23 protein-coding genes and 1 pseudogene are annotated in these 24,278 nt (G+C 64.9%); 19 read left to right on the plus strand and 5 right to left on the minus strand.

The genetic code is table 11. The annotated features are described in order from the left end of the window. The first annotated feature begins 171 nt into the window (after positions 1 to 171). The 4 genes from GH815_RS12880 to GH815_RS12895 are packed head-to-tail and all read left to right on the plus strand — an operon-like array spanning position 172 to position 3,980. The gene (locus tag GH815_RS12880; RefSeq protein WP_153749184.1) at positions 172 to 1,581 is read left to right on the plus strand and encodes a phage portal protein; all 1,410 of its coding nucleotides are present in this window, start codon (positions 172 to 174) and stop codon (positions 1,579 to 1,581) included. After that, a complete protein-coding gene (locus tag GH815_RS12885) occupies positions 1,574 to 3,421 on the plus strand; it encodes a prohead protease/major capsid protein fusion protein (RefSeq protein ID WP_407072180.1) in 1,848 nt (615 codons plus the stop codon). Before GH815_RS12880 ends, GH815_RS12885 begins: the two co-directional genes overlap by 8 nt. A gap of 2 nt (positions 3,422 to 3,423) precedes the next feature. Further along, a complete protein-coding gene (locus tag GH815_RS12890; RefSeq protein WP_153749185.1) occupies positions 3,424 to 3,633 on the plus strand; it encodes a phage head-tail joining protein in 210 nt (69 codons plus the stop codon). Between the two features lie 2 nt (positions 3,634 to 3,635). Then, positions 3,636 to 3,980: a DUF2190 family protein gene (locus GH815_RS12895; RefSeq protein ID WP_153749186.1), complete on the plus strand. Its 345-nt coding sequence runs from the start codon at positions 3,636 to 3,638 to the stop codon at positions 3,978 to 3,980. A gap of 66 nt (positions 3,981 to 4,046) precedes the next feature. On the opposite strand, the gene GH815_RS12900 is transcribed toward GH815_RS12895, so the two are convergent. The 4 genes from GH815_RS12900 to GH815_RS12915 form a co-directional block, all read right to left on the minus strand. Further along, positions 4,047 to 4,262, minus strand: coding sequence for a hypothetical protein (locus GH815_RS12900; RefSeq protein ID WP_153749187.1), 216 nt, complete (start codon positions 4,260 to 4,262; stop codon positions 4,047 to 4,049). A 773-nt stretch (positions 4,263 to 5,035) separates the two neighbouring features. Beyond that, entirely contained in the window at positions 5,036 to 6,817 is a 1,782-nt protein-coding gene (locus tag GH815_RS12905) for an ATP-dependent helicase (protein WP_343030865.1), read from the minus strand. Next, the gene (locus GH815_RS12910; RefSeq protein WP_211365081.1) at positions 6,810 to 8,591 is read right to left on the minus strand and encodes an AAA family ATPase; all 1,782 of its coding nucleotides are present in this window, start codon (positions 8,589 to 8,591) and stop codon (positions 6,810 to 6,812) included. The genes GH815_RS12905 and GH815_RS12910 overlap by 8 nt, the downstream gene beginning before the upstream one ends. 21 nt (positions 8,592 to 8,612) lie before the next feature. Then, on the minus strand, positions 8,613 to 9,617 hold the full coding sequence (locus GH815_RS12915) for a helix-turn-helix transcriptional regulator (RefSeq protein ID WP_153749188.1): 1,005 nt from the start codon (positions 9,615 to 9,617) through the stop codon (positions 8,613 to 8,615). A gap of 169 nt (positions 9,618 to 9,786) precedes the next feature. On the opposite strand from GH815_RS12915, the gene GH815_RS12920 reads away from it, so the two are divergent. Next, positions 9,787 to 10,392, plus strand: coding sequence for a hypothetical protein (locus tag GH815_RS12920; protein WP_153749189.1), 606 nt, complete (start codon positions 9,787 to 9,789; stop codon positions 10,390 to 10,392). Between the two features lie 14 nt (positions 10,393 to 10,406). Here the strand turns inward: GH815_RS12920 and GH815_RS12925 are convergent, their stop codons facing one another. Beyond that, positions 10,407 to 11,666 carry a tyrosine-type recombinase/integrase gene (locus GH815_RS12925; protein WP_153749190.1) on the minus strand — a complete coding sequence of 420 codons (1,260 nt, stop codon included), beginning with the start codon at positions 11,664 to 11,666 and terminating at the stop codon, positions 10,407 to 10,409. A gap of 574 nt (positions 11,667 to 12,240) precedes the next feature. On the opposite strand from GH815_RS12925, the gene GH815_RS12930 reads away from it, so the two are divergent. From GH815_RS12930 to GH815_RS12990, 14 genes and pseudogenes are all read left to right on the plus strand, one after another. Beyond that, positions 12,241 to 12,501 (plus strand): helix-turn-helix domain-containing protein, encoded by a 261-nt coding sequence (locus GH815_RS12930; protein WP_153749191.1) that lies wholly within the window; start codon positions 12,241 to 12,243, stop codon positions 12,499 to 12,501. Continuing rightward, a complete protein-coding gene (locus GH815_RS12935; protein ID WP_153749192.1) occupies positions 12,498 to 12,776 on the plus strand; it encodes a hypothetical protein in 279 nt (92 codons plus the stop codon). The genes GH815_RS12930 and GH815_RS12935 overlap by 4 nt, the downstream gene beginning before the upstream one ends. After that, positions 12,773 to 13,168 (plus strand): VRR-NUC domain-containing protein, encoded by a 396-nt coding sequence (locus tag GH815_RS12940; protein ID WP_153749193.1) that lies wholly within the window; start codon positions 12,773 to 12,775, stop codon positions 13,166 to 13,168. Before GH815_RS12935 ends, GH815_RS12940 begins: the two co-directional genes overlap by 4 nt. Continuing rightward, complete coding sequence (locus tag GH815_RS12945; protein WP_153749194.1) at positions 13,165 to 14,202, plus strand: helix-turn-helix domain-containing protein; 1,038 nt, start codon at positions 13,165 to 13,167, stop codon at positions 14,200 to 14,202. The genes GH815_RS12940 and GH815_RS12945 overlap by 4 nt, the downstream gene beginning before the upstream one ends. A 71-nt stretch (positions 14,203 to 14,273) precedes the next feature. Beyond that, a pseudogene (locus GH815_RS19220) lies at positions 14,274 to 14,666 on the plus strand (DNA cytosine methyltransferase); the annotation flags it as partial. Between the two features lie 52 nt (positions 14,667 to 14,718). Continuing rightward, the gene (locus GH815_RS19225) at positions 14,719 to 15,372 is read left to right on the plus strand and encodes a DNA methyltransferase (RefSeq protein ID WP_246176423.1); all 654 of its coding nucleotides are present in this window, start codon (positions 14,719 to 14,721) and stop codon (positions 15,370 to 15,372) included. Further along, positions 15,369 to 16,040, plus strand: coding sequence for a hypothetical protein (locus GH815_RS12955; RefSeq protein WP_343030860.1), 672 nt, complete (start codon positions 15,369 to 15,371; stop codon positions 16,038 to 16,040). The genes GH815_RS19225 and GH815_RS12955 overlap by 4 nt, the downstream gene beginning before the upstream one ends. A 57-nt stretch (positions 16,041 to 16,097) precedes the next feature. Beyond that, entirely contained in the window at positions 16,098 to 16,511 is a 414-nt protein-coding gene (locus GH815_RS12960) for an MbcA/ParS/Xre antitoxin family protein (RefSeq protein WP_153749196.1), read from the plus strand. A gap of 2 nt (positions 16,512 to 16,513) precedes the next feature. After that, positions 16,514 to 17,197 carry an RES family NAD+ phosphorylase gene (locus GH815_RS12965; protein ID WP_343030866.1) on the plus strand — a complete coding sequence of 228 codons (684 nt, stop codon included), beginning with the start codon at positions 16,514 to 16,516 and terminating at the stop codon, positions 17,195 to 17,197. A 109-nt stretch (positions 17,198 to 17,306) separates the two neighbouring features. Then, complete coding sequence (locus GH815_RS12970; protein ID WP_153749197.1) at positions 17,307 to 18,845, plus strand: class I SAM-dependent DNA methyltransferase; 1,539 nt, start codon at positions 17,307 to 17,309, stop codon at positions 18,843 to 18,845. Between the two features lie 77 nt (positions 18,846 to 18,922). After that, positions 18,923 to 20,167 carry a restriction endonuclease subunit S gene (locus tag GH815_RS12975; protein ID WP_153749198.1) on the plus strand — a complete coding sequence of 415 codons (1,245 nt, stop codon included), beginning with the start codon at positions 18,923 to 18,925 and terminating at the stop codon, positions 20,165 to 20,167. Between the two features lie 16 nt (positions 20,168 to 20,183). Further along, the gene (locus GH815_RS12980) at positions 20,184 to 20,573 is read left to right on the plus strand and encodes a hypothetical protein (protein WP_153749199.1); all 390 of its coding nucleotides are present in this window, start codon (positions 20,184 to 20,186) and stop codon (positions 20,571 to 20,573) included. Between the two features lie 46 nt (positions 20,574 to 20,619). Further along, positions 20,620 to 21,051, plus strand: coding sequence for a hypothetical protein (locus GH815_RS12985; protein ID WP_153749200.1), 432 nt, complete (start codon positions 20,620 to 20,622; stop codon positions 21,049 to 21,051). Next, the gene (locus tag GH815_RS12990; protein ID WP_153749201.1) at positions 21,048 to 24,179 is read left to right on the plus strand and encodes a type I restriction endonuclease subunit R; all 3,132 of its coding nucleotides are present in this window, start codon (positions 21,048 to 21,050) and stop codon (positions 24,177 to 24,179) included. The genes GH815_RS12985 and GH815_RS12990 overlap by 4 nt, the downstream gene beginning before the upstream one ends. Positions 24,180 to 24,278 lie beyond the last annotated feature (99 nt).

A 24,278-nucleotide genomic window follows, 5' to 3' on the forward strand; every position in this document is an offset into this window, starting at 1 on the left:
CTCAGCGCAACTCTGGCCTCAAGACATATCAGCATGTCTACCTTTCACTTCTACGTCACTATATCTCTTGGCAGTCTGCTGGGTGGTGATCGAAGGTTAGTTCCAATCATCCCCAGCCTTTCCCAACGGCTCTGATACCCCGGAGACGCCGCGCATGAGACACTCCGCGCAATGCGGACGCTCCTTCATCGCCTTCTCGGTCTCACGCGCACGCGCGGCTTTGACGCTGCGGGTGGCGGTCGGCGTTGGGAGGGGGCGCGGACGGTCGACGGGCTGAACACGGCGATCCTCGCGGGCGCGACCACGGCGGCGCGACGAGCCGGATGGTATGCGCGCAACAATCCGTGGGTCGCGGCAGCGGTGGACAGCCTGGTGGGCAATGTCGTCGGCGCCGGGATCAAGCCGCAATCCACCCATCCCGACCGGGCGGTGCGGGAACGACTGCAAATGCTGTGGCTGCGCTGGACCGATCAAGCCGATCCGGGCGGGCTGGCTGATTTCTACGGGCTACAGGCGATGGCCGTGCGGACGATGGTCGAGGGCGGCGAGAGTTTCGCGCGGCTGCGTGTGGTGCCCGACTCCCCTTCTGTTCCCCTCCACATCGACCTGCTGGACCGCGACCAGGTGCCGCTGGACCTGCACCGCGACCTCGGCGGCGGGGCGCGCATCCGAGCTGGCATCGAGTTCAACGCCGTTGGGCAGCGCACCGCCTATTGGGTGATGCGCGACCGGCCCGGCGATCCGCTGACCTCCCTGCGGCTGGACCCGCTGCGCATCCCCGCCAGCGATTGTCTGCACCTGTTCAAGCCGCTCGCCGCGGGCCAGTTGCGCGGCATCACCTGGCTCGCTCCGGTCCTGCTGCGCCTGCACGAGCTCGACCAGTTCGAGGATGCCGCACTGGTCAAGGCCAAGGTCGGGGCGCTGTTCACAGGCTTCATCACCGATCCCGATGGCACGGCAGGCGGGCTTTCCGGGAGCAACACCGGCGGCGCGCTCACCGTTGGCATGGAGCCCGGCAGCCTGATCCCGCTGCCGCCGGGCACCGACATCCGGTTTTCCAATCCGACCGAGCACGACGCCTATGCGCCCTTCGTGAAGAACCACCTGCGCGCCGTGGCCGCCGGGATGGGCCTGCCCTACGAACTGGTCTCGGGCGATCTGGAGGGCGTCACCTATTCCTCGATCCGCGCCGGACTGATCGAGTTCCGGCGCCGGGTCGAACAGTTGCAGCACAATGTCGTCGTGCATCTGTTCTGCCGCCCGGTCTGGGACCGCTTCGTGCGGCTGGCGGTGCTGACCGGCGATCTGCCCGCCCGCGACTTCGACCGCGATCCGGCCGCATATCTCGCCTGCGAATGGTTGCCGCCCAAATTCGACTACGTCGATCCCAAGAAGGACGTCGAGGCCGAGATCCTCGCCATCAACGCCGGGCTCAAGAGCCGGTCCCAGGCGATTTCTGAACGGGGCTACGACGCCGAACAGGTCGATGCCGAGATTGCCGCCGACAAGGCGCGCACCGACGCGCTGGGCCTGAGCTTTGGTGCGCCGCCTGTCGAGAAGGAGGACATCCCCGATGAATGACACCACGATCATCCCGACACCGATGGAATCAAACGTCGGGAACGGCAACGTTTGCCTACTCACCCGCCGCGCCGACCTGGCACCGGCCAGTGCCGATCGCGACGCTCGCACCGTGGAGGTGATCTGGTCCACCGGCGCGCCCGTGCGCCGCCGCGACATGGCTGGCCAGTACATCGAACGCCTCAGCCTTGCGCCCGAGGCAGTGGACCTGTCGCGCCTCCAAGGAGCCAGCGTGCTGGATGCACACCGGCAATCCGCCGTCCGCGATGTTCTGGGCAGCGTCCAGTCCGCCGCCGTCGATGGCCAGCGCGGCACGGCGCTGATCCGCTTCTCGGCCCGACCAGAGGTGGAACCGCTCTGGCAGGACGTCCTGTCCGGGATCCTGCGCCATGTCTCGGTCGGCTATTCGGTCGAGGAATGGTCCGAGACCACCGAGAACGGCGCGCGCGTGCTGACTGCAGTGCACTGGACGCCCCACGAGATTTCCCTTGTCCCCACCCCGGCTGACCCGGGTGCCCGCATCCGCATGGAGACCCACATGACCGACACCACCATCACCCCCGCCCCGCCCGAGGCGCAGACCCGCGCCGCGATCAACACCGAGATCCGCTCCATCGCCCGCATCGCCGGGCTTGACCAGTCCTGGATCGACGGCCAGATCGACGCTGCCGCCGATGCCGACACCGCGCGTCGTGCTGCCTTCGAGGCGCTGGCGACCCGCAGCGCACCCACGATCCGCACCGAACAGGTTCGCGTCGAGATGGGCGACAGCCACGATGACCCGGCCCTGCGCGCGCGCCAGATGGGCGAAGCTCTCTATGCCCGGATCAACCCACGCCATGACCTGAGCGAACCGGCGCGGCGCTATGCCTATGCCACGCCGGTGGACATGGCCAAGGAACTGCTGACCCTGCGCGGCGAGTCCACCATGGCGCTGTCGCCAGCGAGCCTCGTCACCCGAGCCCTGCACACGACCTCGGACTTCCCGATCATCCTCGGCAACACCGTGGGCCGGGTGCTGCGCGATGCTTACCAGGCCGCGCCCTCCGGCATCCGCCGCCTTGGTCGCCAAACCTCGGCTCGGGATTTCCGGGCTGTGAACAAGATCATGCTGGGCGAAGCCCCTCTGCTGGAAAAGCTGAACGAACACGGCGAGATCAAGGCCGGGACCATGGCCGAGGCGCGCGAGGCCTACAAGATCGAGACCTGGGCCAGGAAGATCGGCATCACCAGGCAGGTGCTGGTGAACGACGATCTGGGAACCTTCTCGGACCTCGCCCGCCGCATGGGCCAAGGGGCGGCAGAAACGGAGGCGCGGATCCTCGTCACCCTGCTGGAGGCGAACAGCGGCAACGGCCCGACCCTGTCGGACACCAAGGCGCTGTTCCATGTCGATCACGGCAACAAGGCGGCCAGTGGCGCGGTGATTTCCGATGCCACCCTGTCCGCAGCCCGGCTGGCGCTGCGCACCCAGAAGGGGATCGACGGTCGCATCATCCGCGTGACACCGAAGAACCTGCTGGTCCCGCCCGCGCTTGAGACGGTGGCCGAGAAGTGGCTGGCCACCATCGCGCCCGTCACCGCCGCCGATGTGAACCCGTTCTCGGGCGCGATGTCGCTGGTGGTCGAACCCCGCCTGACGAGTGCTACCCGCTGGTATGTCACTGCCGACCCCGGCGAGATCGACGGCCTGGAGTTCGCCTATCTCTCGGGCAACGAAGGGCCGCAGGTGGAAAGCCGGTCGGGTTGGGATGTCGACGGCGTGGAAATCCGGGTGATCCTCGATTTCGGCGCAGGCTTCATCGACCACCGCGGCTGGTTCCAGAACCCTGGGGCATAACCATGGCCGACCTCGCCCAACTCACCGCCTGGCGCGATGCCCTGATGGCCGCCCGCTATCAGGGCGTCCGCACCGTCGAATACGACGGCAAGCGGGTCACCTATGCCAGCGACGCGGAAATGGCGGCCGCGCTGGGCGACCTGAACCGCCAGATCACCGGCACCACGGCGCACATCGCCGTGGTCCGCATCCAATCTTCGAAAGGGCTCTGACCATGCAGAACTTCATCCAGAATGGGCACATCATCCGCGTGACCGCACCTGCGGGCGGCATCGCATCGGGCGAGGGATTGATCATCGGTGGCCTGTTCGGCATCGCCGCCTATTCCTCGGCCGAGGGCGATCCCGTCGAACTAGGGACCACGGGAGTCTACCAACTTCCGAAGGCGTCAGCCGCCGTGGTGACGGTCGGCACGCGTGTCGCGTGGGACAACACGGCCAAGAACATCAACGTACCGGGCGCCGGGCGCTTCCCGGTGGGCATTGCGGCAGAGGCGGCGGGCAACGGCACGACCAGCGTTGCGGTGCGGCTGGATGGCGTCGGGACCGTGGCTGCGTAATCTGCCCACAACATCGCGTTGCGGATTACAACGCGTTCTCGGGAATGACGATCTCGCGCCTCAATGTCATTCTACGTGCTTGCCCTCGCGGAACGCCATGTCGGTGATTTCGCGGAGGGGGGCGCGGTGATGGTCCAGCGTGCCGACATGCCCCCAATTCACCTCCTCGGGGCTGTAGCCGAAGTGGTCGGCGCTGTGCGCCATCAGCCGGGCCAGCATGGCGTCGATCTCGATCTTGGCGGCGATGAAGGCGTCCGCCGCGGCGTCGTTTGTCTTGGGCATGATCGTCCCCGAGTCGGTTACGAGGACATGACGGCTCTGGTTTGCTCGGAGATCAAGTTCAATCGGACACGGAACGTCCCGCGAACATCTGATGGCTTCCATGTCGCATGGGTGTTGCACGGAAGAAATCGGAACGGCTGTAAGCCTTTGGAATCGCGCGGAAAGATGTTGTTCGGTGTTGCAAACGCAAAAAGCGCCCCTTGGGGCGCCCTGCATCGGCCTAAGTCTTTGATATCTTGTTAGAAAATTTGGTTGCGGGGGTAGGATTTGAACCTACGACCTTCAGGTTATGAGCCTATATCCAAGCGATTCCAATAACTTAGAGAATACAGCCACTTAGCCAGCAACCCTTTGATATCGCGAAAATTCTGGCCCAGCATTCAGATGCATTCGCCGACATTCAACCGCAAACCGGGTACGAAACCAGCATTCGCGGGTTGATGTGGTGTTGATGTAGCGCCAACCCTATCCTGCCCGACCTTGATCGCGAGATGTCCTCTTCGTTATGACTGCCTCTTCGACGCACCCGGCCTTCAGGTGCCAATCGAACGTGCGGCCTGGATGCGGTGCCGATTTGTCAAGACCGTCCATTCGAACTTGCTGCGGCCACAGAGTCCATTGGGAAGGCCCAGCGGCCAAGCTTGGTGCATTGACGATGCGCGAGCACAATCCTCCTCAACGCAATCTCGGCAACGCATGGTGACTGCCCAAGTTTCGATACTCCGCGGGTGGCAATCGCTTTAACCCCAGCACACTGACGTTTCGGCAATCCGTCATGCTTCTCCCTTGCTACGGCGCGACAGCTCGGCGACCCATGGCGAATGGTTGCCTTCCTGAAAGACGATCGCGAGTTCTTTGCGTGGACGGGTGACGCCGACATAGAAGAGCCGTCGGGCCTCGCGCAACGCCGCGGGAGACTTTCTGTCGCGATGGGACGGGATGTCGTCCGCATTCATGCCGTAGAGGATGGCCGCGTCGAACTCACGCCCCTTGGCACTGTGCAATGTACTGAGGCTCACGCGCCCGCTGCCCTCTGTTCGCCCTGCGAAGATGTTGAGGGGCATGTCCTTGTCTTGCGCGGGGTCCGTCTTCGAGATGAGTTCGGCCAGCACCTCCCACTCGTGCTGTGGGTTGCGCGCCACCGCGCGCCAAGGTGGGAGCAACTCGCGCGAAAATCGCTGCAGCCAAGCGTGCGCGCTCTCGCCGGCGCCGACGCCGCTGTGCAGAAAGGAGATAAGCTGACGTGAGACGGTTTGCTCCTCAGCGTCGCTCGCGCGTCCACCGAACACCAGAGCGAGCGCTTGGCCGAGTAGCCGCGCATAAGGTGGGTCCGCATCGCGCCAGCCGCCCGCAACCCAAGCAGCGCAGTTCTCGACGAAGCGCGCCAAGCGCGAGCTACGCTTGATTAACGCGTTGCCATTGGTGCGAACATACGGGATGGCTTTCTCGTCGAGCGCAGCGGCGATCTTGTCGCCAAGCCAAGCAGCGCGATATAGAATTGCGACTTCTTCATGGGGATGGCGCTCAAGCAATTTCGGGAGGATCGTGGTCGCAATCGCACCTGCTTGGGCGTCATGTCCGCCTTTGACCTTCCAGAAGGCGAGATCGCCCTCCGGTGCACCGTCGGGTCCGCGATAGTCGCGCTCCTCGCCCAAGGCCCCTAGCGAGGCGCGGATAATCTTTGCACCCGAGCGATAATTAAACCGAAGTCGTACTGCGCGGACACCCGGTCGCGCGAGCAAGCTTTGCAAGAGTTCGGGGTTGGCGCCAGCGAAGCCATAGATCGACTGATCGGCGTCACCCACCGCGAACAACCGCATACCGCCCTCGAAACAGAGCAGCAGCACCAACTCATGGAGCGCGTGGCCTAGATCCTGATACTCGTCGACAAAGATGATGGGGAAGCGGGCGCGTAGCGCTTCGCGGATCCAAGGACGCGACTGAATCATGCGAAAGGCAATCAGCGGCATATCGTCGAAGTCAATGAGGCCGCGGCGGCGCAGATCAGCCTCGTAAGCTTCGATGAAGGATGCGAGCTCGGGGTTTCGCGCGCGCCACGCCTGCAGCGTTCGATCGATATCGCACCGCCGCTTCTCCTCGGCGAAACGCCAGCGTTCATGGGGATCGAACTGATCCCCGAACACCGCACGGTAGGCTGTCTCGACAGCTGTGCGCCGCTCGGCCGTGTCAGCCACGCGAAACTCGGGCGGTAGCAGCCCCGGAATGCAGCGCGCATAGGGCATGATCACCTGATTAAGAGCAAAACTGTGGACGGTTCCGATGAAGCAGCGGTCGCTTGTATGGATGCCAAGACGGGCGAGCCGAGTCTCAAGCTCAATCGCGCACTCATTGTTGTAGGTGATGCAGGCGACCCCGCGCGGGTCAACCACGTCCTCGACGAGCGCCCGTGCCATAGCGGTTGTAAGCGTCTTAGTCTTACCGCTTCCGGGGCCGGCCAGTACGACGCAGTGCCCACGCTCGCGAACCGCGATGCTTTGTTCAGGATTAAGGTCGAGCTCGGCCAGAGCCTCGACGAGTGCTCGTTGATTAGACACGGTCGGCGACAAAGGCGATGGCGGCGGAAATATAGGGCGGCGGGGTGACCCCTAACGGCATTTTCTTCGCGAGTTTGGCGCTGAGGCGCCCTTTACCTATGTCCGCGATCATGGCGAGCAGATACGCGGGCTCGACCGGAGTTCCCGCTCGCCATGCAGCTATCCTATCTGTCCGAGTCTTCCCGAATTTTTGCTCATTGAGGATGTCGAGCAAAGCGGTCCGTAGGCCGGGTGTTGCTGCCACCGCGATCTCGAAGGTCCGGTCGTTCAGAAAATAGCCGAACTTTGCCCAGGCGGCGCTGAAGGCTTCGAAATCAGACTTTTCCCAGTGTGCCCGGTCGTCCAACGTCAACTTTGGCTGGCCCGTAACAAAACAGAGGTCATCGTGTATGTCGAGCACGCGTGTCAGGCCGAGTGGCACCTTGGTCCCATCGAGCGGATCCCAGTCAGTGATGACGGCGAACGGGAGTCCAAGGCTGACCGCGAGCTTAACATAGGGGCTGAAATTGACGCCCGCGACGTTGCAAACGGTGATACCGAGCCGGTCCAGGTTTCTACCGAGCGCGTCTGCGAAAACCGGGACCAATGCCTCCTCGGCATCACCCTCGACGAAGAGCACGCCACGCGCAAACAGAAGCTCCGAGCGAGTCGCAGTCAGGTAGCGCTCAATATCGTCGAGCTCGTCAGGCGTAACCGGCAGTTGAGCAAGTGAATAGGCACATGTGGCACCGGCCTGCGCGCGCAACTGAACGATAGAGCGGAGCGGAGCGACGGCTGCTAGAGTCGGTGAGTGGCTGGTGACGATCAGCGCCTGAGCCGGATCGCTCGCGTTGAATAGCTTGTCGAACACAGCGCGCTGCAGCTGCGGATGTAGATGGGCTTCCGGTTCCTCAATGCTCAGCAGCGAATAGTTTCGCTCGTTCTTGGCGCGGCGCCACGCGAACTCGGCGAGCTTCAAAGCAATGAGTGCTACATTGGCCGAACCGAGACTGGCTTCCGACAACGTCCGCTTGCCACCGTCGATGTACATAGCGATCGCGCGAAACAGCCGAAGCGGATCAGCGGGCGCGAAACGGAGACGTGCGTCAATGTCATGGGCATTTCCGGCAAGATCGAGGATGCCTGAACGCAATGAAGCCTCCAGCGCCTGAATCGAAGGAAAGCCCTCGAGCTTCCGCGTCGCGGTTTCGAGATCGCTCGCAACGCCCTCGAGTTCAGCGCGATTAACGGCGGCAACCGCATCCTCGAGCAGAGGTCGGAGCGGTGATGCGCGCCACGACCCCAGTTGACCCTCGGCGTCACGCAAGGCGTCGAGAAGATCGATCGCGATCCGTCGGCGCACACGCGGTTGCACTGCACGGGCTTCATCGCCGCCGCCATAGACCAGAAACTCGCAGTCCTCACTCGATTGTGGCGCTCCCGCGACCTCCGCCTTCTTCCGGTAAACATAGCTCAAACGGGCGACGGTCGGATCGGCCGCCGTACGAAAGTCTGTCAGCAACGCAACCAAGGCATCGTCATCGTCGAAAGCTGCGAAGTCGAGATGCACTTCGATCACCGGATTGGCGGCGAGATCGCAGCCATCCCAGAAGTCGGTGAGCTTGAGTTGGCGCGCAGCATCAGGAAGGGTCGCATCGAGGACAAGTCGAACGGCGTACAGGAGGTTGCTCTTTCCCACGCGGTTTTCGCCTAATAGTACTACATTCCCCGCCAGCGGAATATCGATCGCCTGAAAATTACGGAAATTTCGAATACTCAACTTAGCCAGTCGCACAAGTTTTCCTTTCTCCGAGCGTCATGGCAGCACCCCCAAATCCTCCCGCTGAAACCCATCCACCATCGCGCGCAGCGCTTCCGGCGCGACCACCTCGACCTGATTCCCCCATTTGTACAGGTGCCAGACCATCTCGATCCAGCCTGAAGCGGTGAACTCGACGCGCAGGCTGCCGTCGGGTTCTTCGGTCAGCTGCTGGGTGGGGTGGAACTCGAACTCGCGCGCGACGGGCGCCGCGCTGGGCGTGAACCGCCAAGTGACAGGACCGAACTCCGCATCCGCATGGAACGATCCGAACGCCTCGGCCGCGAAGGCATCGAGGTCGAAGTCGGGATCGCGGACGAAGGATTGCCCCGTGATCGTGGCCTCGACGATCCGGTCGAAGCGAAACCGCCGATAGGCCCGTCCGTTGTCGATGTCACGAGCGATGAGATACTGCCGCGTGCCGAGCAGGAGACCATAGGGTTCGACCCTGCGCGGCTTGGGCGTGCCATCCTTCGCCCCCTTGTAGACCATCTCCAGCGAGAACGGCGCCTTGATGCCGGCAGCGATGTTGCCGAGGATCATCGGTGCAATCCGGATGCGGGGGCCTGGACGACAGGCGAAGCCTTGCGCCTCGAGGAGCGCGCCCGCATCCGCTTCCGCACGCCGGGCATGCGACGATGGCATCAGGGCGAGCAGCCTGTCGCGCAGCGCCGTCAAAGCCTTCGCGTCAAGGTCGGCCCCGTCGCGCTGCGCGCGGCGGATGCTCATGTCCAGTGCTGCGAGTTCGCTGTCACGGATGCCCTGCATGCGGACCAGCGTGGTGTCGCCGAGCTTCCACCAGCGGCGACGCTCTCGATCCGTGGTGTATCTGACACTCGGGAACGCCATCTCGAGGCCGCGGATCATGCGCTGGGCCGTGCGCTGATTGACCCTGAACTCCTCGACGACATCGGCCAGGCTGATCCCCTGGTGGCGGGCGGCCGCCATCTCGGCAAGGCGGATCAGATCAAGACTCTTCTCGAAGGCCATCGGCGCGCCCATCCACGGCAGGTTCTGACAGGGAGGCTAGGTCATAATAAACCGGAGCGCGAGTCGTTTGACGATTCGACTCCCATAAATCGCAACGGCGGCGCTCTTGATGACAACAAGCACCCCCACACCCGGCCCCCATCGGGCTTTCAAGGTGTGGGTCCAAGAGAATGGAGCGCACATGAAGCTGCCACAAAGAGAGTTCTTCACCGTTCACGAGGTCGCCGCGCGCTGGGGCTGCACCATCGCCGACATCGCAGGCTGGTCCGCCACCGGGAACATCGACATCGTCACCGGGATCCCGCCGGCCAGCTGCGGGGAACGGATCGTCGCGGGCGAGGTGATCGTCTCGGCCTTCGACATCCTGCCGATGTTCCGCCGGTGCGGGACCGGGCCACAATACTCCCGGGTTCGTCGCGTCCGAACCAGGGGCGAGACCGAATGGCTGCTGATCACGGACCCGGTCGACGGGATGGAGGTATCGGTCGCCGACCTTCTGATCGCCGGGCCGCAGGTCCAGCGCTTCGAGGAGAAGAACCAGCTGTTCCCGCGCGTGAGCGGCGGCACCGGCTCGGTCTCGCCCTATGATTGGGAGGGCATGCTGCAGGCTCTCACGCTCCGTATTCACGAGAATGGCCTGCCCGCCTCGCAGGGCGAGCTTGTGGCCGAAATGCAGGAATGGTTCGTGGCGCAGTCGGAGGGCGGGGAGGTGCCGGACGAGCGCTCGATCCGCCGCCGGATCACACCGGTCTGGCGCGGGCTCACAAGGGCACCCGCGAAGACCTGACGGCCCGGCTACTCTCAGGCAGATTTCCGATCAGCTTCCTGATCATGCACGATCTTCAGCCGTGGTCGCACCGCGCTGGCCACGGCGTCCAGCCCGGCGCGCAGGGGCGCATCAAGAAGATGCGCGTAGCGCTGGGTGGTCTGCATCTGGGTGTGCCCCAGCAGCTTGCCGATCATCTCGAGCGAAGCCCCGCCGCTGACCAGCAGCGAGGCGAAGGTGTGCCGCAGGTCATGGATGCGGACATCCTTGATCTGCGCCGCCTTCTGGATCCTGATCCAGAAGCGGCGGATTTCCTTGACGGGCTGCCCCGGCACATCGCCGGGAAAGAGCCACGGGCTGCCCTTCAGCACGAGCAGCTGGCGCTGCCGGACGATCGCAGCAACATCCTCCGAGATCGGCACGCGATGGACCTTGCGCTGCTTGGTGGTCGAGGCGGGCTTCGACCAGACGCCCAGCTCCAGATTGAACTGCTCGAAGCGCGCCTGGCGCACTTCCCCTACACGCGCGCCCGTAAGCATGCAGATCCGGATGATGCCGGCAGCGCGCTGATCGGGGTCGGCGTCCAGCGCGGCAGCGAGCCGGTCGATCTCGTCCTTGTTCAGGAACCGCTCGCGCGGGTTCTCGATGCGCCGATGGAAGCCGTTGGCGGGGTTGTCAGGGCGCATCCCCCACTCGATGGCGAGGTTGAACATCTTGCGCAGGGCTTCGCCTACGCGGTTGGCGCGCACGGGTGTGGGCTTATGGGGTTGCAGCTTGCGGGCCCGGTTGTTGGGCTTGGCCTTGTGGGGCCGCGCCCTACCCTCGGCGATCTTGGCCAGCAGCTTCTCGACATCGGCCTTCGTGATCTCGGCGACCAGCTTCCTGCCCCAGTGCGGCGCGACCAGCTTGGTCATCATGGATTTCTGATCGGCAGCATTCAGTTCCGCGAGCCGCGAGACATGCTCCCTGATGTAACGGTCGATCAGATCCTGCACGCGGGGCGCGGCTCGGATCTGGTCACGTTCGGCGAGTGGGTCGCGGCCAAGATCGACATCGCGCCGCAATTCCCGCGCGCGGTCGCGCGCGGCCGTCACCGTCCATTCCGGCCAGCGTGCAAATGTCATACGCCGCTGCCGTCCGGCAAAGCGGTAGTCGAAGGTGAAGGCGCGCCCACCGCCGCGATAGACGCAGACCGCGAAGCCCCGGATATCGTCATCGAAGATCTGGTAATCACGCCCCTCGGCAGGAATGGCGTCGCGCAGCACCTTCTCGGTCAGACGAACCCGTTTCGGCATCGAGGCACCTCCTTTCCCTGTCCATGACGCGTAGATTCGCGGCACAGGCAAGGTAATCCTCGCGCCCGACCGGCAGGGTGGCGCTGACCGGCAATGGCTCCGCCCCACCGTGCCACCCCTTGTTTCATTGGGGTTTCGCGGCGGCGCCCCCAAGCCTGGCCGGATCGATGGCGTGGCCTTAAGCGGGGCAGCGTGGCACGATAAGGCCTTTCATGAAAATTCCCGTTTGAAATCAGAGACCGGCACGGAAACCGGCATGTCACTGCCGGCCATTGCCACCCTTGCCACCCCTGAATGCGCCTGAACGTGGGCCAGCATCGCCGATTGTCCGCGAAATCGATGGATTCGGCTCCTGGCCTGGTCCGGGCACCCGGCAAAGGCGCAACTTCCCAATGCGACCGCTCCGCTGCACCGCAGCAAGAAAATCGCCAAAGCCAATAAAACAAGGGGTGGCACGGGGTCCGGCAGGTCACTGCCGGTCACTGCCGGTCAGTGCCACCCTGCCACCCCGAGGCCTGTGCTTCTGCTGGGAAACCACGTTCGCCCGCTCCGGGCGACAATCGGGAGAGAGCAGATGACACATCCTGAAGGGAGTACCGTCGCGCCTGGCACCCCGGGCGGCACGCTGTTGCAAGGCTGGATCAGCCGCACAGACCTCGCGCGCGAACTTGGCGTCTGCGAGGAAACGCTTCGTCGCTGGGCAGACGCAAGGCGCGGCCCGCCTTTCGTGAAGGCCGGCAGGAAGATCCTCTATCGGCGCACAACCGTCCTCGAATGGCTGGAGAAGCAGGAGGATGCGGCGCCCCGCCGCGCCCGCGCCGGAGGCCGGCGATGACCTCGCATCTCTCTGGCACGTGCGCCCCCACCGACAGCCAGCGAGCCTGGCCCGCGGCACGCATCGCCGAGGCGCGCGCCGTCATCGCCGACGTTGCGCATCACTCGGACCACCTGGTCCGGCTCGCTTGCAATGTGCTGAGCGCGCATGGCGAGACCGAGGCCGAGCGTCGCGACGCCCGCGCCCTCCTGTTCGTGATCGAGGCCCGCTGCCCGGCTAGGCATCGCCGTGCCCATCGCGCCGACCACGATGATGCGCCGGAGGTGCGCCGATGAAGCGCCGTGGCACACCCGAGGCCGATCTGCAGCGCGCGGTGTTGCAGGCGCTGCGCTTTGCCTTGCCCCGCACTGCCATCATCCACCATTGCGCTAACGAAGTGACCGAGGCCGGACCGCGCGGCGCGAAACGCCAGGCCATCCTCGTCGGCATGGGCGTCCATCCGGGCTTCGCCGATCTGATGATCCTCTGCGAGGGCCACGTCCTGTTCCTCGAGTTGAAATCCCTCAAGGGGCGGCTCAGCCCGAGCCAGGAGGCGTTTCGCGATGCCGTGCTGGCGCAGGGGCACGGCTGGGCAATGGTGCGCTCGCTCGACGATGCGCTGGGCGCGCTGGCGGATCATGGGTTCACCACGCGTGTCGCAGCCCCGGTGCGGAGGCCTGCGCCATGAGCCACGAGGCCACCAACTGGGCCATCAAGCAGCGCGGGCTGAAACCGACCACCAAGATCGTGCTCTGGCATCTCTGCGACCGGTTCAACCCGGATTACGGCTGCTTCCCTTCACAGGACCGGCTGGCCGAGGATTGCGAGATCAGCCGGTCGACACTGAACGAGCATCTCGGTCAGCTCGAGGCGGCAGGGCTCCTGCGCCGTGTCCCGCGCCTGCATCCCGTCACCAAGCGGCAGATGCCCACCCGCTACATTCTGGGCTTCGAGCCGGGCTTCACACCGCATGTGCCAGACCCGTGTCCGGAAATAGGACACGGAAATCTGGACGGCGGAGAAACTTGTTCGGAACCAGCGCCTTTCGAGGACGATGCGCCCGTCGAGCCAGAGCCGTGTCTGAATTCCGGACACGGTTGTTCAGCCCGAACCGTGTCCGATTTTCCGGCCGAGCCGTGTCCGGAAAATGCCGAAAGCCGTGTCCGGAATCCGGACACTAACCCTGTAAGGGAACCTCTAAGAAAACCAGTAAAGGAGGAGGAGGGCGCGCAGGCGCGCGAGGCCATCTCCGAGGAATTCTTCGGGGAGTTGATCCGGGCGCTGGGCCTAGACCCCGCCGCCCTGCCCGGTTGGTGGCAGGGCTGGCCGCCCCGCGAACATATCCGGCGCTGGCGCGACGATCTGGGGCTCGACGAGGACGCGATCCTCGCTGTCGCCGAAGCCTCTCGGCGCGATCATCCCGAACCGCCCGATGGGCCCAAGGCGCTCGACCGCGCGATGCAGCGCGCCGCCCAGCGCCTGAAGCAGACCGGCGCGGCGGTTGCGAAGAAGGGTCCGGCAACCGGCAACGGAGAGACCCGGCGCCGGAAGCGCGACGATGGCCCCAGGCCGAGCGATGACGAACTGGCGGCATTCTACGCCGATCTGGTGAACTCCGACCGTTTCCTGCCGCCCAGCACGATCAGCAACACCATGCGCGACGCCATGCTGACCCGCGGGCTCGTGACAGTCGAACGCCTGCGCGAGCGCGGGGTGCGGTGAATGGCATGGTGTCTCGTCCCCGGCACGGATTGTCCCTCTGCGCAGGCGGCGGAGGCCTGGATATGGGCCTCATGCTCGCCGAGCCCGGCTATCACACCCGGTGCTTCGTCGAATGGGAGGACTGGCCGCACGCTGTCCTCGTCGCAGCCCAGCGCGCGGGGTACTTCGCTCCGGCGCCGATCTGGACCGACCTGCGCAGCTTTGACGCCAAGCCCTTCCGAGGGGCGTTCGACATCGTCCTCGCCGGATATCCCTGCCAGCCCTTCAGCGCCGCAGGGAAACGCGGCGGCGCCGATGATCCGCGCCATCTCTGGCCCGACGTTGCCCGGGTCATCGGGGACTGCCGCCCAGCATGGGTCTTCCTCGAAAACGTCCCCGGTCACGTCACCCTCGGGCTCGAGACCGTCCTGCGAGAGCTTTGGGGCATGGGCTACACGCCTGCGGCGGGTCTGTTCAGCGCGGCAGAAGTTGGTGCGCCGCACCAGCGGCTGCGCATCTTCATCCTGGCCCACACCGATGAGCCTGCATCCCGGCACCGCAAGCTACAACCCGGCGGGGAACAGCGACTTCACCCGCAAGGCCGAGGCACTGGCGCTGGGCATCACCAGCTGGTCGACGCCAAAGGCGACGGACGGGGCGAAGGGCGGGCCCGGCCAGAGCTATGGCTCGGGCGGGACACCACCCCTGCCCGCGCAGGCAGCGCAATGGCCGACGCCGGCCGCGCAGAACTGGAAGGGCAGCTCGGAGGCGAGCATCACCCGCACGGATGGCAAGTCCCGGATGGACATCCTGCATTACCGGGCGGAGCAGGGCTTCACCCACCCGGACCCGGCGACCACGAGGCATGGCGCACGATCCTCGCTGCACGCCCCGATCTCGCGCCGGCTCTGGGCTTCGATGACTGCCTCGCATGGGCGCGTCGTCTCGCGGCGGATCCTGAAGGGTCGCGCGCGGCGCCGGCTGAACCCGCTCTTCGTCGGATGGCTGATGGGCTGGCCCATCGGGCACGCGCTCTGCGCCTGCTCGGCAACGGAGTTCACCCTCTGGCAGCAGCACATGCGTGGCGCTCTCTCGCAGCTGCCCATGGCCTCGGGCCCGTGGATCTGGCGGCCGACGGATGCGGCTCCGCGCCCGGCGCAGATGGATTTCCTTGAAGGATTGCAGCCGTGAGTTTCCACAGCAGGATTGGCCGCGCTGGCGGCACCAAGATCAAGCGCGCGCTGGGCGTACAGGCGGCGCTGGAATGGGCGTTCCGGGTCGAGAAGGCGCAGCTGGAGCTTCCGCTGCCCCAGGACGTGACCGAGGACGGCTTCGGCTTTGGTCTCGAATACGTCCTCCTCCAACGCGCCGCGCTGGGCTGCAAGGTCGACGGCGGCCAGCACAAGATCGGCGGCTACACCCACGAGGACGCCGAAGTGATCGCCGCCACCGTCGCCGGGATCCCCGACAGCCTCGGCGGCAAGCGCATGGCGATCCGCGTGGCCGAACTGGCCCGTGCCGGGCTGACACCGGACTGGATGCCGGGTGCGGTGCCACGCTGTCTGCCCGTTGAGGTGAAGCGCAACCAGCATGGCGAACGGGCCAGCACAATCGTGGTCGGCACCGAGCGCGTCCTCACCCGTGGCAAGTGGCGCACTGTCGAGGTTCTGGCCTGTCCCGTGACCTTCTCCCCGCATCCCCACCAGATCGACACCGCGCGTCGGGCCTATGACGACTGGTGGCAGGCGCTGGGCTGGATCCGGGACGGGCTGATCTCAGGCGAGATGCTGCGAGATGTGGAGGTAACATCGGCGATGCCGGTGCCACAGCCCTGGACGCGGGGGCGTGCGCCCGGATAGGAGAACATCATTGCCTTTTGGCACACAATAATTATATTGATGCCAAAGGAGAAAGTCATGCAGTTCGCCACGGTCCAACCGATCATCGCCCGCCCCGACCTTCCCGTCATCACGGATGAGGAAGCGGCAGCGCTGGCGCGGGCCACGGTGAACCTGTTCCGCGCCTGGGGCCTGACCGACGCGGAAGCCCGCACCCTGCTCGGCGACATGGCCCAGCGCACATGGGCACGCTGGAAAACCGGCGACATCGGCCGCATCGACCGTGATCTGCGTGCCCGGATGGCCATCCTGATGGGGATCCACAAGGCGCTGCGCTACCTCTTCACCGAGCCTGCCCGGGGCTATGCGTGGATCCGCAAACCCAGCGAAGCCTTTGGCGGTCACAGTGCTCTGGACATCATGCTGCGCGGCGAGATCACCGACCTGATCGACCTGCGCGCGTATCTGGATGCCGAACGGGGTGCCTGGTGAATGTGCCTGCCCGCCGCGTGACATGGCCCCGCACTGTCCGCATCATCCGCTCGATCCACCCGCCCATCGACCTCTTCGAGGACATCGCCGACCCCGCTGACTGGGAGGCGCTCGCCTCGGCCGAGGCCAAGTTCAACCCGCGCATCCGCGACAGTATCGGCGATCTCTCCAAGGTGCCGGTGGCACGCCGCGTGACCGGGCCGGGCGCGAGCTGGGTCATGGCGCCCTTCGTCCACTGCTCGCCACTGCGCCCCGGGCGCTTCTCGGACGGCAACTTCGGCCTCTACTATGCGGGTGACCGTACCGAGGTGGCCATCGCCGAGACAATTCATCACCACGCCCGCTTCATGCGGGCTACGGAGGAGGCTCCCGGCTGGACCTCGCAGTTCCGCGAGCTGATCGGGTCCATCGATGCCGATCTGGACGACGCCACCGGGCGCGCCGCTCTGCTCGACCCCGACGACTACCGCCCCTCGCAGATCTTCGGCGCCGAGCGCCGGGCGGCCGGATCGAACGGCATCACCTGGCCCAGCGTCCGCTATCCGGGCGGGCACTGCATCGCGGTTTTCTGGCCCGACGTTATCCCGATCCCGACGCAGGGGGGACATTTCGCCTACCACTGGAACGGAGCCACCGTCGATTACGTCAAGCGGCTGGAGACAGGCGAGGTGATGGCCGTGATCTGATCACACATTTAACATGCACCGCAACCCGTTCATCTGGCGCGCGAATTTCTGGATTTCCCGATCCGGCTGGAATACGGTCGGGTCAACGGCAAGAAGAGGCGAATACCCCATGGCATCCATCGACAACGGCTCCGACCTCGGGATCGAGGCCAGCCTGTTCAAGGCCGCCGACAAGCTGCGCGGCAACATGGAGCCGTCGGATTACAAGCACGTCGCCCTCGGCTTTATCTTCCTCAAGCACATCTCGGACGGTTTCGAGATGAAACGCCAGGCCCTGCTGGCCGAATACCCGGAGGGCGCCGAGGATCCCGACGAATACCTCGCCGACAACATCTTCTGGGTGCCGCAGGAGGCGCGCTGGTCCCACCTGCAAGCCAGTGCGAAGCAGCCCAGCATCGGCAAACTGATCGACGAAGCGATGATCGCCATCGAGAAGGTCAACCCGTCGCTCAAGGGCGTCCTGCCCAAGGACTACGGCCGTCCCGCGCTCAACGCCGTCATGCTGGGGGAACTGATCGACCTGATCTCGGGCATCGCGCTGGGCGAGGGCAAGGACAAGGCCCGCGATCTGCTGGGCCGGGTCTACGAATACTTCCTCGGCCAGTTCGCGGGCAGCGAGGGCAAACGCGGGGGTGAGTTCTACACCCCCCGCTCGGTCGTCCGCACCATGGTCGAGATGCTGGAACCCTACAAGGGCCGCGTCTACGACCCCTGCTGCGGATCGGGCGGCATGTTCGTGCAGTCGGAGAAGTTCGTCGAGGCCCACGGCGGCCGCCTGGGCGACATCGCCATCTACGGGCAGGAGTCGAACTACACCACTTGGCGGCTGTGCAAGATGAACCTAGCCGTGCGCGGGATCGACGCCGACATCCGCTGGAACTCCGAAGGCACCTTCCACAAGAACGAACTGCCCGACCTGCGCGCCGATGTGATCCTGGCCAACCCGCCCTTCAACATCTCGGACTGGGGCGGTGAGCGGCTGCGCGAGGATGCGCGCTGGAAATACGGGCCACCCCCCGCGGGCAACGCCAACTTCGCCTGGCTGCAGCACATCCTGCATCATCTGTCGCCCACCGGCACGGCGGGGGTGGTGCTGGCCAATGGCTCGATGTCCTCGACCCAGTCGGGCGAAGGCGAGATCAGGAAAGCCATGATCGAGGGCGAGGTCGTGGATTGCATGATCGCCCTGCCGGGGCAGCTGTTCTATTCCACCCAGATCCCGGCCTGCCTGTGGTTTCTGGCCAAGGACAAGTCGAACGGCATAGCCCGCGACCGCCGTTTGCGCGACCGGCGGGGAGAGGTACTGTTCATCGACGCCCGCAAGCTGGGCCATATGGTGGACCGCACGCGGCGCGAGTTCTCGGACACCGACATCGCGCGGATCGCCGACACCTATCACGCCTGGCGGCTGGGCGAGGGCTATGCCGACGTGCCGGGCTTCTGCAAATCGGCGAGCCTCGAGGAAATCCAGTCCCACGGCCACGTCCTGACCCCGGGCCGCTATGTGGGCGCCGAGGCGGCGGAGGAAGACGAGACGCCCTTCGCCGAGCGTTTCGCCGCCTTGCAGGAGCAACTGGAGGCGCAGTTCGCCGAGGCCGAGGACCTTACGGCAACCATCCGGGCGCGGCTGGCGGGGGTTGGGGTGTGAAGTGGGCCGTGCTTCCGCTCGGTGAACTAGCCGCCAGCTCAGACGGGGCCATTTCGATTGGTCCTTTCGGGTCAGCCATGAAAGCGGACACTTATACTGAACTTGGCGTCCCGGTGGTTCGCGGGACCAACATTTCCGATACACGTGCATGGAAAGGAGACTGGGTACATATCCCCGAGGAACTGGCAGAACGCATGAAGCGCTGTTTGGTCTTTGCGGGCGACTTGGTGCTCCCGCATAGGGGATCAATCGGCGAAGTCGCAATAATTCCCGATGACGAGCGAGGAAGATACTTCATCTCCTCCAGTTTGATGAAAATCACATTGGACAGGGAAAAAATCGAGCCCCTTTTCTGCTATTATTTTCTTCGGTCCGCTGAAGGTCGCTCCGAAATTCTTCGGTTCTCCTCCTCGGTTGGCACTCCCGGAATAGGACAGCCCTTAACGTCCCTGCGACAATTCAAGGTTCCGGTCCCACCACTCCCCGAACAGCGCGCCATTGCCGCCACCCTCGGGGCGCTGGATGACAAAATCGAGTTGAACCGGAAGATGAACGCCACGCTGGAGGCCATGGCGCGGGCGCTGTTCCGCGACTGGTTTGTCGATTTCGGCCCCACCCGCGCCAAGGCCGAAGGCCGCGCCCCCTACCTCTCCCCCGACCTCTGGTCCCTCTTCCCCGACCGCCTCGACGCCGAGGGCAAGCCGGAGGGGTGGGAGACGGGTACCTTATCTGGCCTCGTGTCGTTCAATCCGAAGGAGGCTTTGAGGAAGGGCACCGAAGCTCCCTACCTCGACATGGCCGCATTGCCGACCCAAGGCGCGAACCACGCTGAACCGACCCAGCGTGCCTTTGCCTCAGGGTCGAAGTTTCGGGATGGCGACACACTGTTGGCTCGGATCACTCCGTGTCTCGAGAATGGGAAGACCTGCCTGGTTCATGGGTTGGGGCAGGAAACCGTCGCGTGGGGATCGACCGAGTTCATTGTCATGCGTACAAGGCCCCCCCTGCCGCCTGCCTTCGGCTACCTTCTGGCACGCGACGAAGATTTCCGAAGCGCTGCAATAAGATCCATGACTGGCACCTCGGGCCGGCAGCGAGCAACCGTGGATGCCATCGCAAACCGTCCCTTCACGGTGCCGCCACAAGAAATCATGTTCGCCTTCGGAGCCTGCGTGAACGCCCTTTTCGAGCGCATAGCCAGGAACGAACGCGAATCCCGCACCCTCGCCCAGACCCGCGACCTCTTGCTGCCAAAGCTGATGTCGGGCGAGTTTCGGGTGACCGAGACCGAGACCGAGCAACCTGTCGCAATCAAAGCCTGACACAAGGAGATCGGCCATGCCGTTCATCGCCAAGACCGCTCCGATCCCCTCGCTAGCCGACGAGCATATTCGCATCGAGGAGCGCCCGATGTATGGCGGGCGGGACATTCGGGTCGGGTCGGAGGTTTTCCTGTGGTCATCCGAAACGCAGGGCGGCGTCGGGTTGTGGGGCAAGGGAACCGTCACTGCGATTGACCCTGGTGGCCCAAAACCGGCGATCACCGTCCGCATCGATCAGCGTGTGAATTCCGGCAACTTCGGCCTCATCGAGATCGCGCCGCATCGGGACAGCACGCAGGACACACCAATCGTCGGCCTGGCCCGCAAGCTCTACAAGCATGCCCACAACAAGATTGCCGGACTGACGAACGCCGAAGCAGAATTGCTGCAACAGAATTTCGAGTAGTCGGGCCGGGCATCATTCATCCCACCCAATTTAGAGGTAAAACCGCATGAGCATACCCGAAATCGATCTGCCCAACCTGAAACGCGCCATCGTCATGCGGCTCGACCGCGAGGCGAAAGAGCATTCCAAGGGCCACCAGAAGAGTTACGCAAACCGCTATTCGATGCGATCCTCCGACGGCGCACTGGTGGAGCTTATCTTCGAGAAGGGCGACAAGTCTCCGGCCAATCTGTGGGTCAAAGAGGATTTCGTGCGGGACCTTCTGGATGGCAGCATCCCGTTCACGATTTCTCCCGCATCGCAGCTGTACCAGACCGTCGGCAAGACTGGCGAGAAGCAGTACGGACGTCACTCGGCGCTTGAGGACATGATGCAACTCGGGAAGGCCGACCTCGTGTGTTTCGCGTTGCGCAACATGGCGGATCTGGACCGGGTTCTGGCGGCGCTGGCACAGGTCACGAGGCCAATCCGCGCATGACCACATTGACCGAAGCCGAAGTCGAAGCTGTCCTGCTCGATCACCTCGAGCGACTGAGCTATGCCTGCCTCAACGACACGGTTTCGGGCCCCGATGGCAGCGCGCCCGAGCGGGACGCCTATTCCGACACGATCCTGCCCCGCCGCCTGCGCGCGGCCGTCGCCCGACTGAACCCCCACATCCCCGAGGACGCGCGCGAGGATGCGATCCGGCGGGTGATTGCGGCCGAACGCCCCTCGCTGATCGTGGAAAACCGCCGCCTGCACCGGGCCCTGGTAGAGGGCGTGCCGGTCGAATACCGGGCCGAGGATGGCACGATCCGGGGCGATTCCGTGCGGCTCATGGACCCCGACGACCGGCAGAACGACTGGCTGGCCATCGCCCAGTTCACGGTGACCGAGACCGGCAACAAGCGCCGCCCGGATGTGGTGGTGTTCCTGAACGGTCTGCCTGTGGGCGTGATCGAGGTGAAGAAGCCGGGGGCCGAGGCGGCCTCGCTGACCGCAGCCTTCAATCAGTTGCAGACCTACAAGGCGCAGGTCCCGTCGCTGTTCCGCACCAACGCCGTGCTGGTGACGACCGACGGCATCCAGGCGCGCGTGGGCTCGCTCACTGCCGATCAGGAACGCTTCATGCCTTGGCGCACGACTGACGGCGCTGAGGTGGCCCCCAAGGGCGCACCCGAGATGTCGGTCCTGATCGAGGGGGTGTTCGAGCGCGGACGGCTGCTGGCCCTGATGCGCGACTTCACGGTCTTCGGCGAGACGCCGGGCGGGATCGCCAAGATCATCGCGGGCTATCACCAGTTCCACGCCGTGCGCCGCGCCGTGGACAGCACCGTGACCGCCAGCCGGGGCGGCGGCGACCGCAAGGCCGGGGTGATCTGGCACACGCAGGGCTCGGGCAAGAGCTTGCTGATGGCCTTCTATGCCGGGCAGTTGGTGCGCGAACCGGCGATGGAAAACCCGACCATCGTGGTGATCACCGACCGCAACGACCTGGACGACCAGCTCTTCGGCACCTTCGCCATGTGCCGCGACCTGATCCGCCAGACCCCGGTGCAGGCCGACAGCCGCGAGGACCTGCAGCAGGCGCTGGCGCGGGCCTCGGGCGGTGTGGTGTTCACGACGATCCAGAAATTCGCCCCCGAGAAGGGCGAGGCCTATCCGATGCTGACCGACCGGCGGAACGTGGTTGTGATCGCGGACGAGGCGCACCGCAGCCAGTACGGGTTCAAGGCCCGGATCGAGAAGACCGGCGAGATTGCCTACGGCTTTGCCAAGCACCTGCGCGACGCGCTGCCGAATGCCTCCTTCATCGGGTTCACCGGCACGCCGATCGAGAAGGACGACGTGAACACGCCCGCCGTCTTCGGCCATTACATCGACATTTACGACATCAGCCGCGCCGTCGAGGACGGGGCGACGGTGCCGATCTACTATGAGAGCCGCCTTGCCCGGATCGAACTGCCCGAAGACAAGAAGCCTCGCGTGGATGCCGAGATCGAGGCCCTGACAGAGGACGAGGCGGCCAGCGAACAGGAGCGGCTGAAGCGCAAGTGGTCGACGATCGAGGCTCTGGTCGGCGCCGAGAGGCGGCTGCGGATGGTCGCCGAGGACCTGGTCGCCCATTTCGAGGATCGCGTTGCCGCGATGGATGGCAAGGCGATGGTCGTCTGCATGAGCCGCCGCATTTGCGTGGAGCTTTACAACCAGGTCGTTGCCCTTCGCCCGGACTGGCATTCCGACGACGACAATGCCGGCCTGGTCAAGATCGTGATGACCGGCTCGGCCTCGGACCCCGAAGCCTGGCAGCCCCATATCGGCGGCAAGGCCCGGCGTGACCTGCTGGCCAAGCGCGCCAAGGACCCGAAGGATCCGCTCAAGCTCGTGATCGTGCGCGACATGTGGCTGACGGGGTTCGACGCGCCGTCGATGCACACGATGTACATCGACAAGCCGATGCGCGGCCACGGGCTGATGCAGGCCATCGCCCGGGTCAACCGGGTGTTCCGCGACAAGCCCGCCGGGCTGATCGTCGACTACATCGGCATCGCCCAGAACCTGAAATCCGCCTTGGGACAGTACTCCGCGGCGGATCAGCGGCAGGCCGGGATCGACGAGGCCGAGGCGGTGGCGGCGCTGCTGGAAAGGCTGGACGTGGTTCGAGCCATGTTTCACGGCTTCGACTACCGGCTCGGGATCACCGGCACACCGCAGCAGCGCCTGGTCACCCTGGCCGAGGCGCTGAACGTCATCCTCGCGCGGCAGGATGAGGCAGCGCAGCGCGAAACCGACAAGGAGGCGAAGAAGGCCGCCCATCGGCGGTTTCAGGATGCGGTCCTCGCTTTGTCGAAGGCCTTCGCACTCAGCTCGGCCAGCGACGCTGCCCGCGAGGTGCGCGACGAGGTCGGGTTCTTTCAGACCGTCCGAGCCGCAATGGTAAAGGCCGCTGACACGAGCGGCAGATCGGACGCGGAGCGCGATCTTGCGATCCGGCAGATCGTCAACGACGCCGTCGCCTCGACCGAGATCGTCGACATCCTCTCCGCCGCAGGTCTGTCATCGCCGGACATCTCGATCCTGTCGGACGAGTTCCTGGCGGAGGTCGGGCAGATGGAGAAGAAGAACCTCGCCCTCGAAGCACTGCGCAAGCTCCTCAACGACGAGATCAAGTCGCGTAGCCGATCGAACGTTATCGAGACACGGAAGTTCTCGGAGCGCCTCGAAGAGGCCATCGCCCGCTACCACACCAACGCAATCAGTACGGTCGAGGTGCTGCAGGAACTGATCGCCCTGGCGAAGGACGTTCGCGAGGCGAGGAACCGGGGCGAGGAAATTGGCCTTACACCCGAGGAAGTGGCCTTCTACGACGCGCTCGCTGAAAACGAGAGCGCCGTCGAGGTTCTGGGCAACGATCAGCTCAAGGTGATCGCCCACGAGTTGCTCAAGGGGCTCCAGGCCAATGCCAGTGTCGACTGGGCGCGTCGGGATAGTGCGCGCGCCCGCCTGCGCGTGCTGGTGAAGCGGATCCTGCGCAAGTACGGCTACCCACCTGATCTGGAGGACGCCGCGGTTCAGGGTATCCTCGCGCAGGCAGAGGCGATCCTTTCGGAGGCTGTGCGCTAATGGATATCGCCAAGCGTTTGAAAGGGTGCGTCTGAAGTGTCAGGAATTGCTGTTGCCAGCGAAAGACAGACCGCCGTACGCTTGCTCGCCTGCATTCAG

The sequence above is a fragment of the Rhodovulum strictum genome, from assembly GCF_009649175.1.
GTDB lineage: Bacteria > Pseudomonadota > Alphaproteobacteria > Rhodobacterales > Rhodobacteraceae > Rhodovulum > Rhodovulum strictum.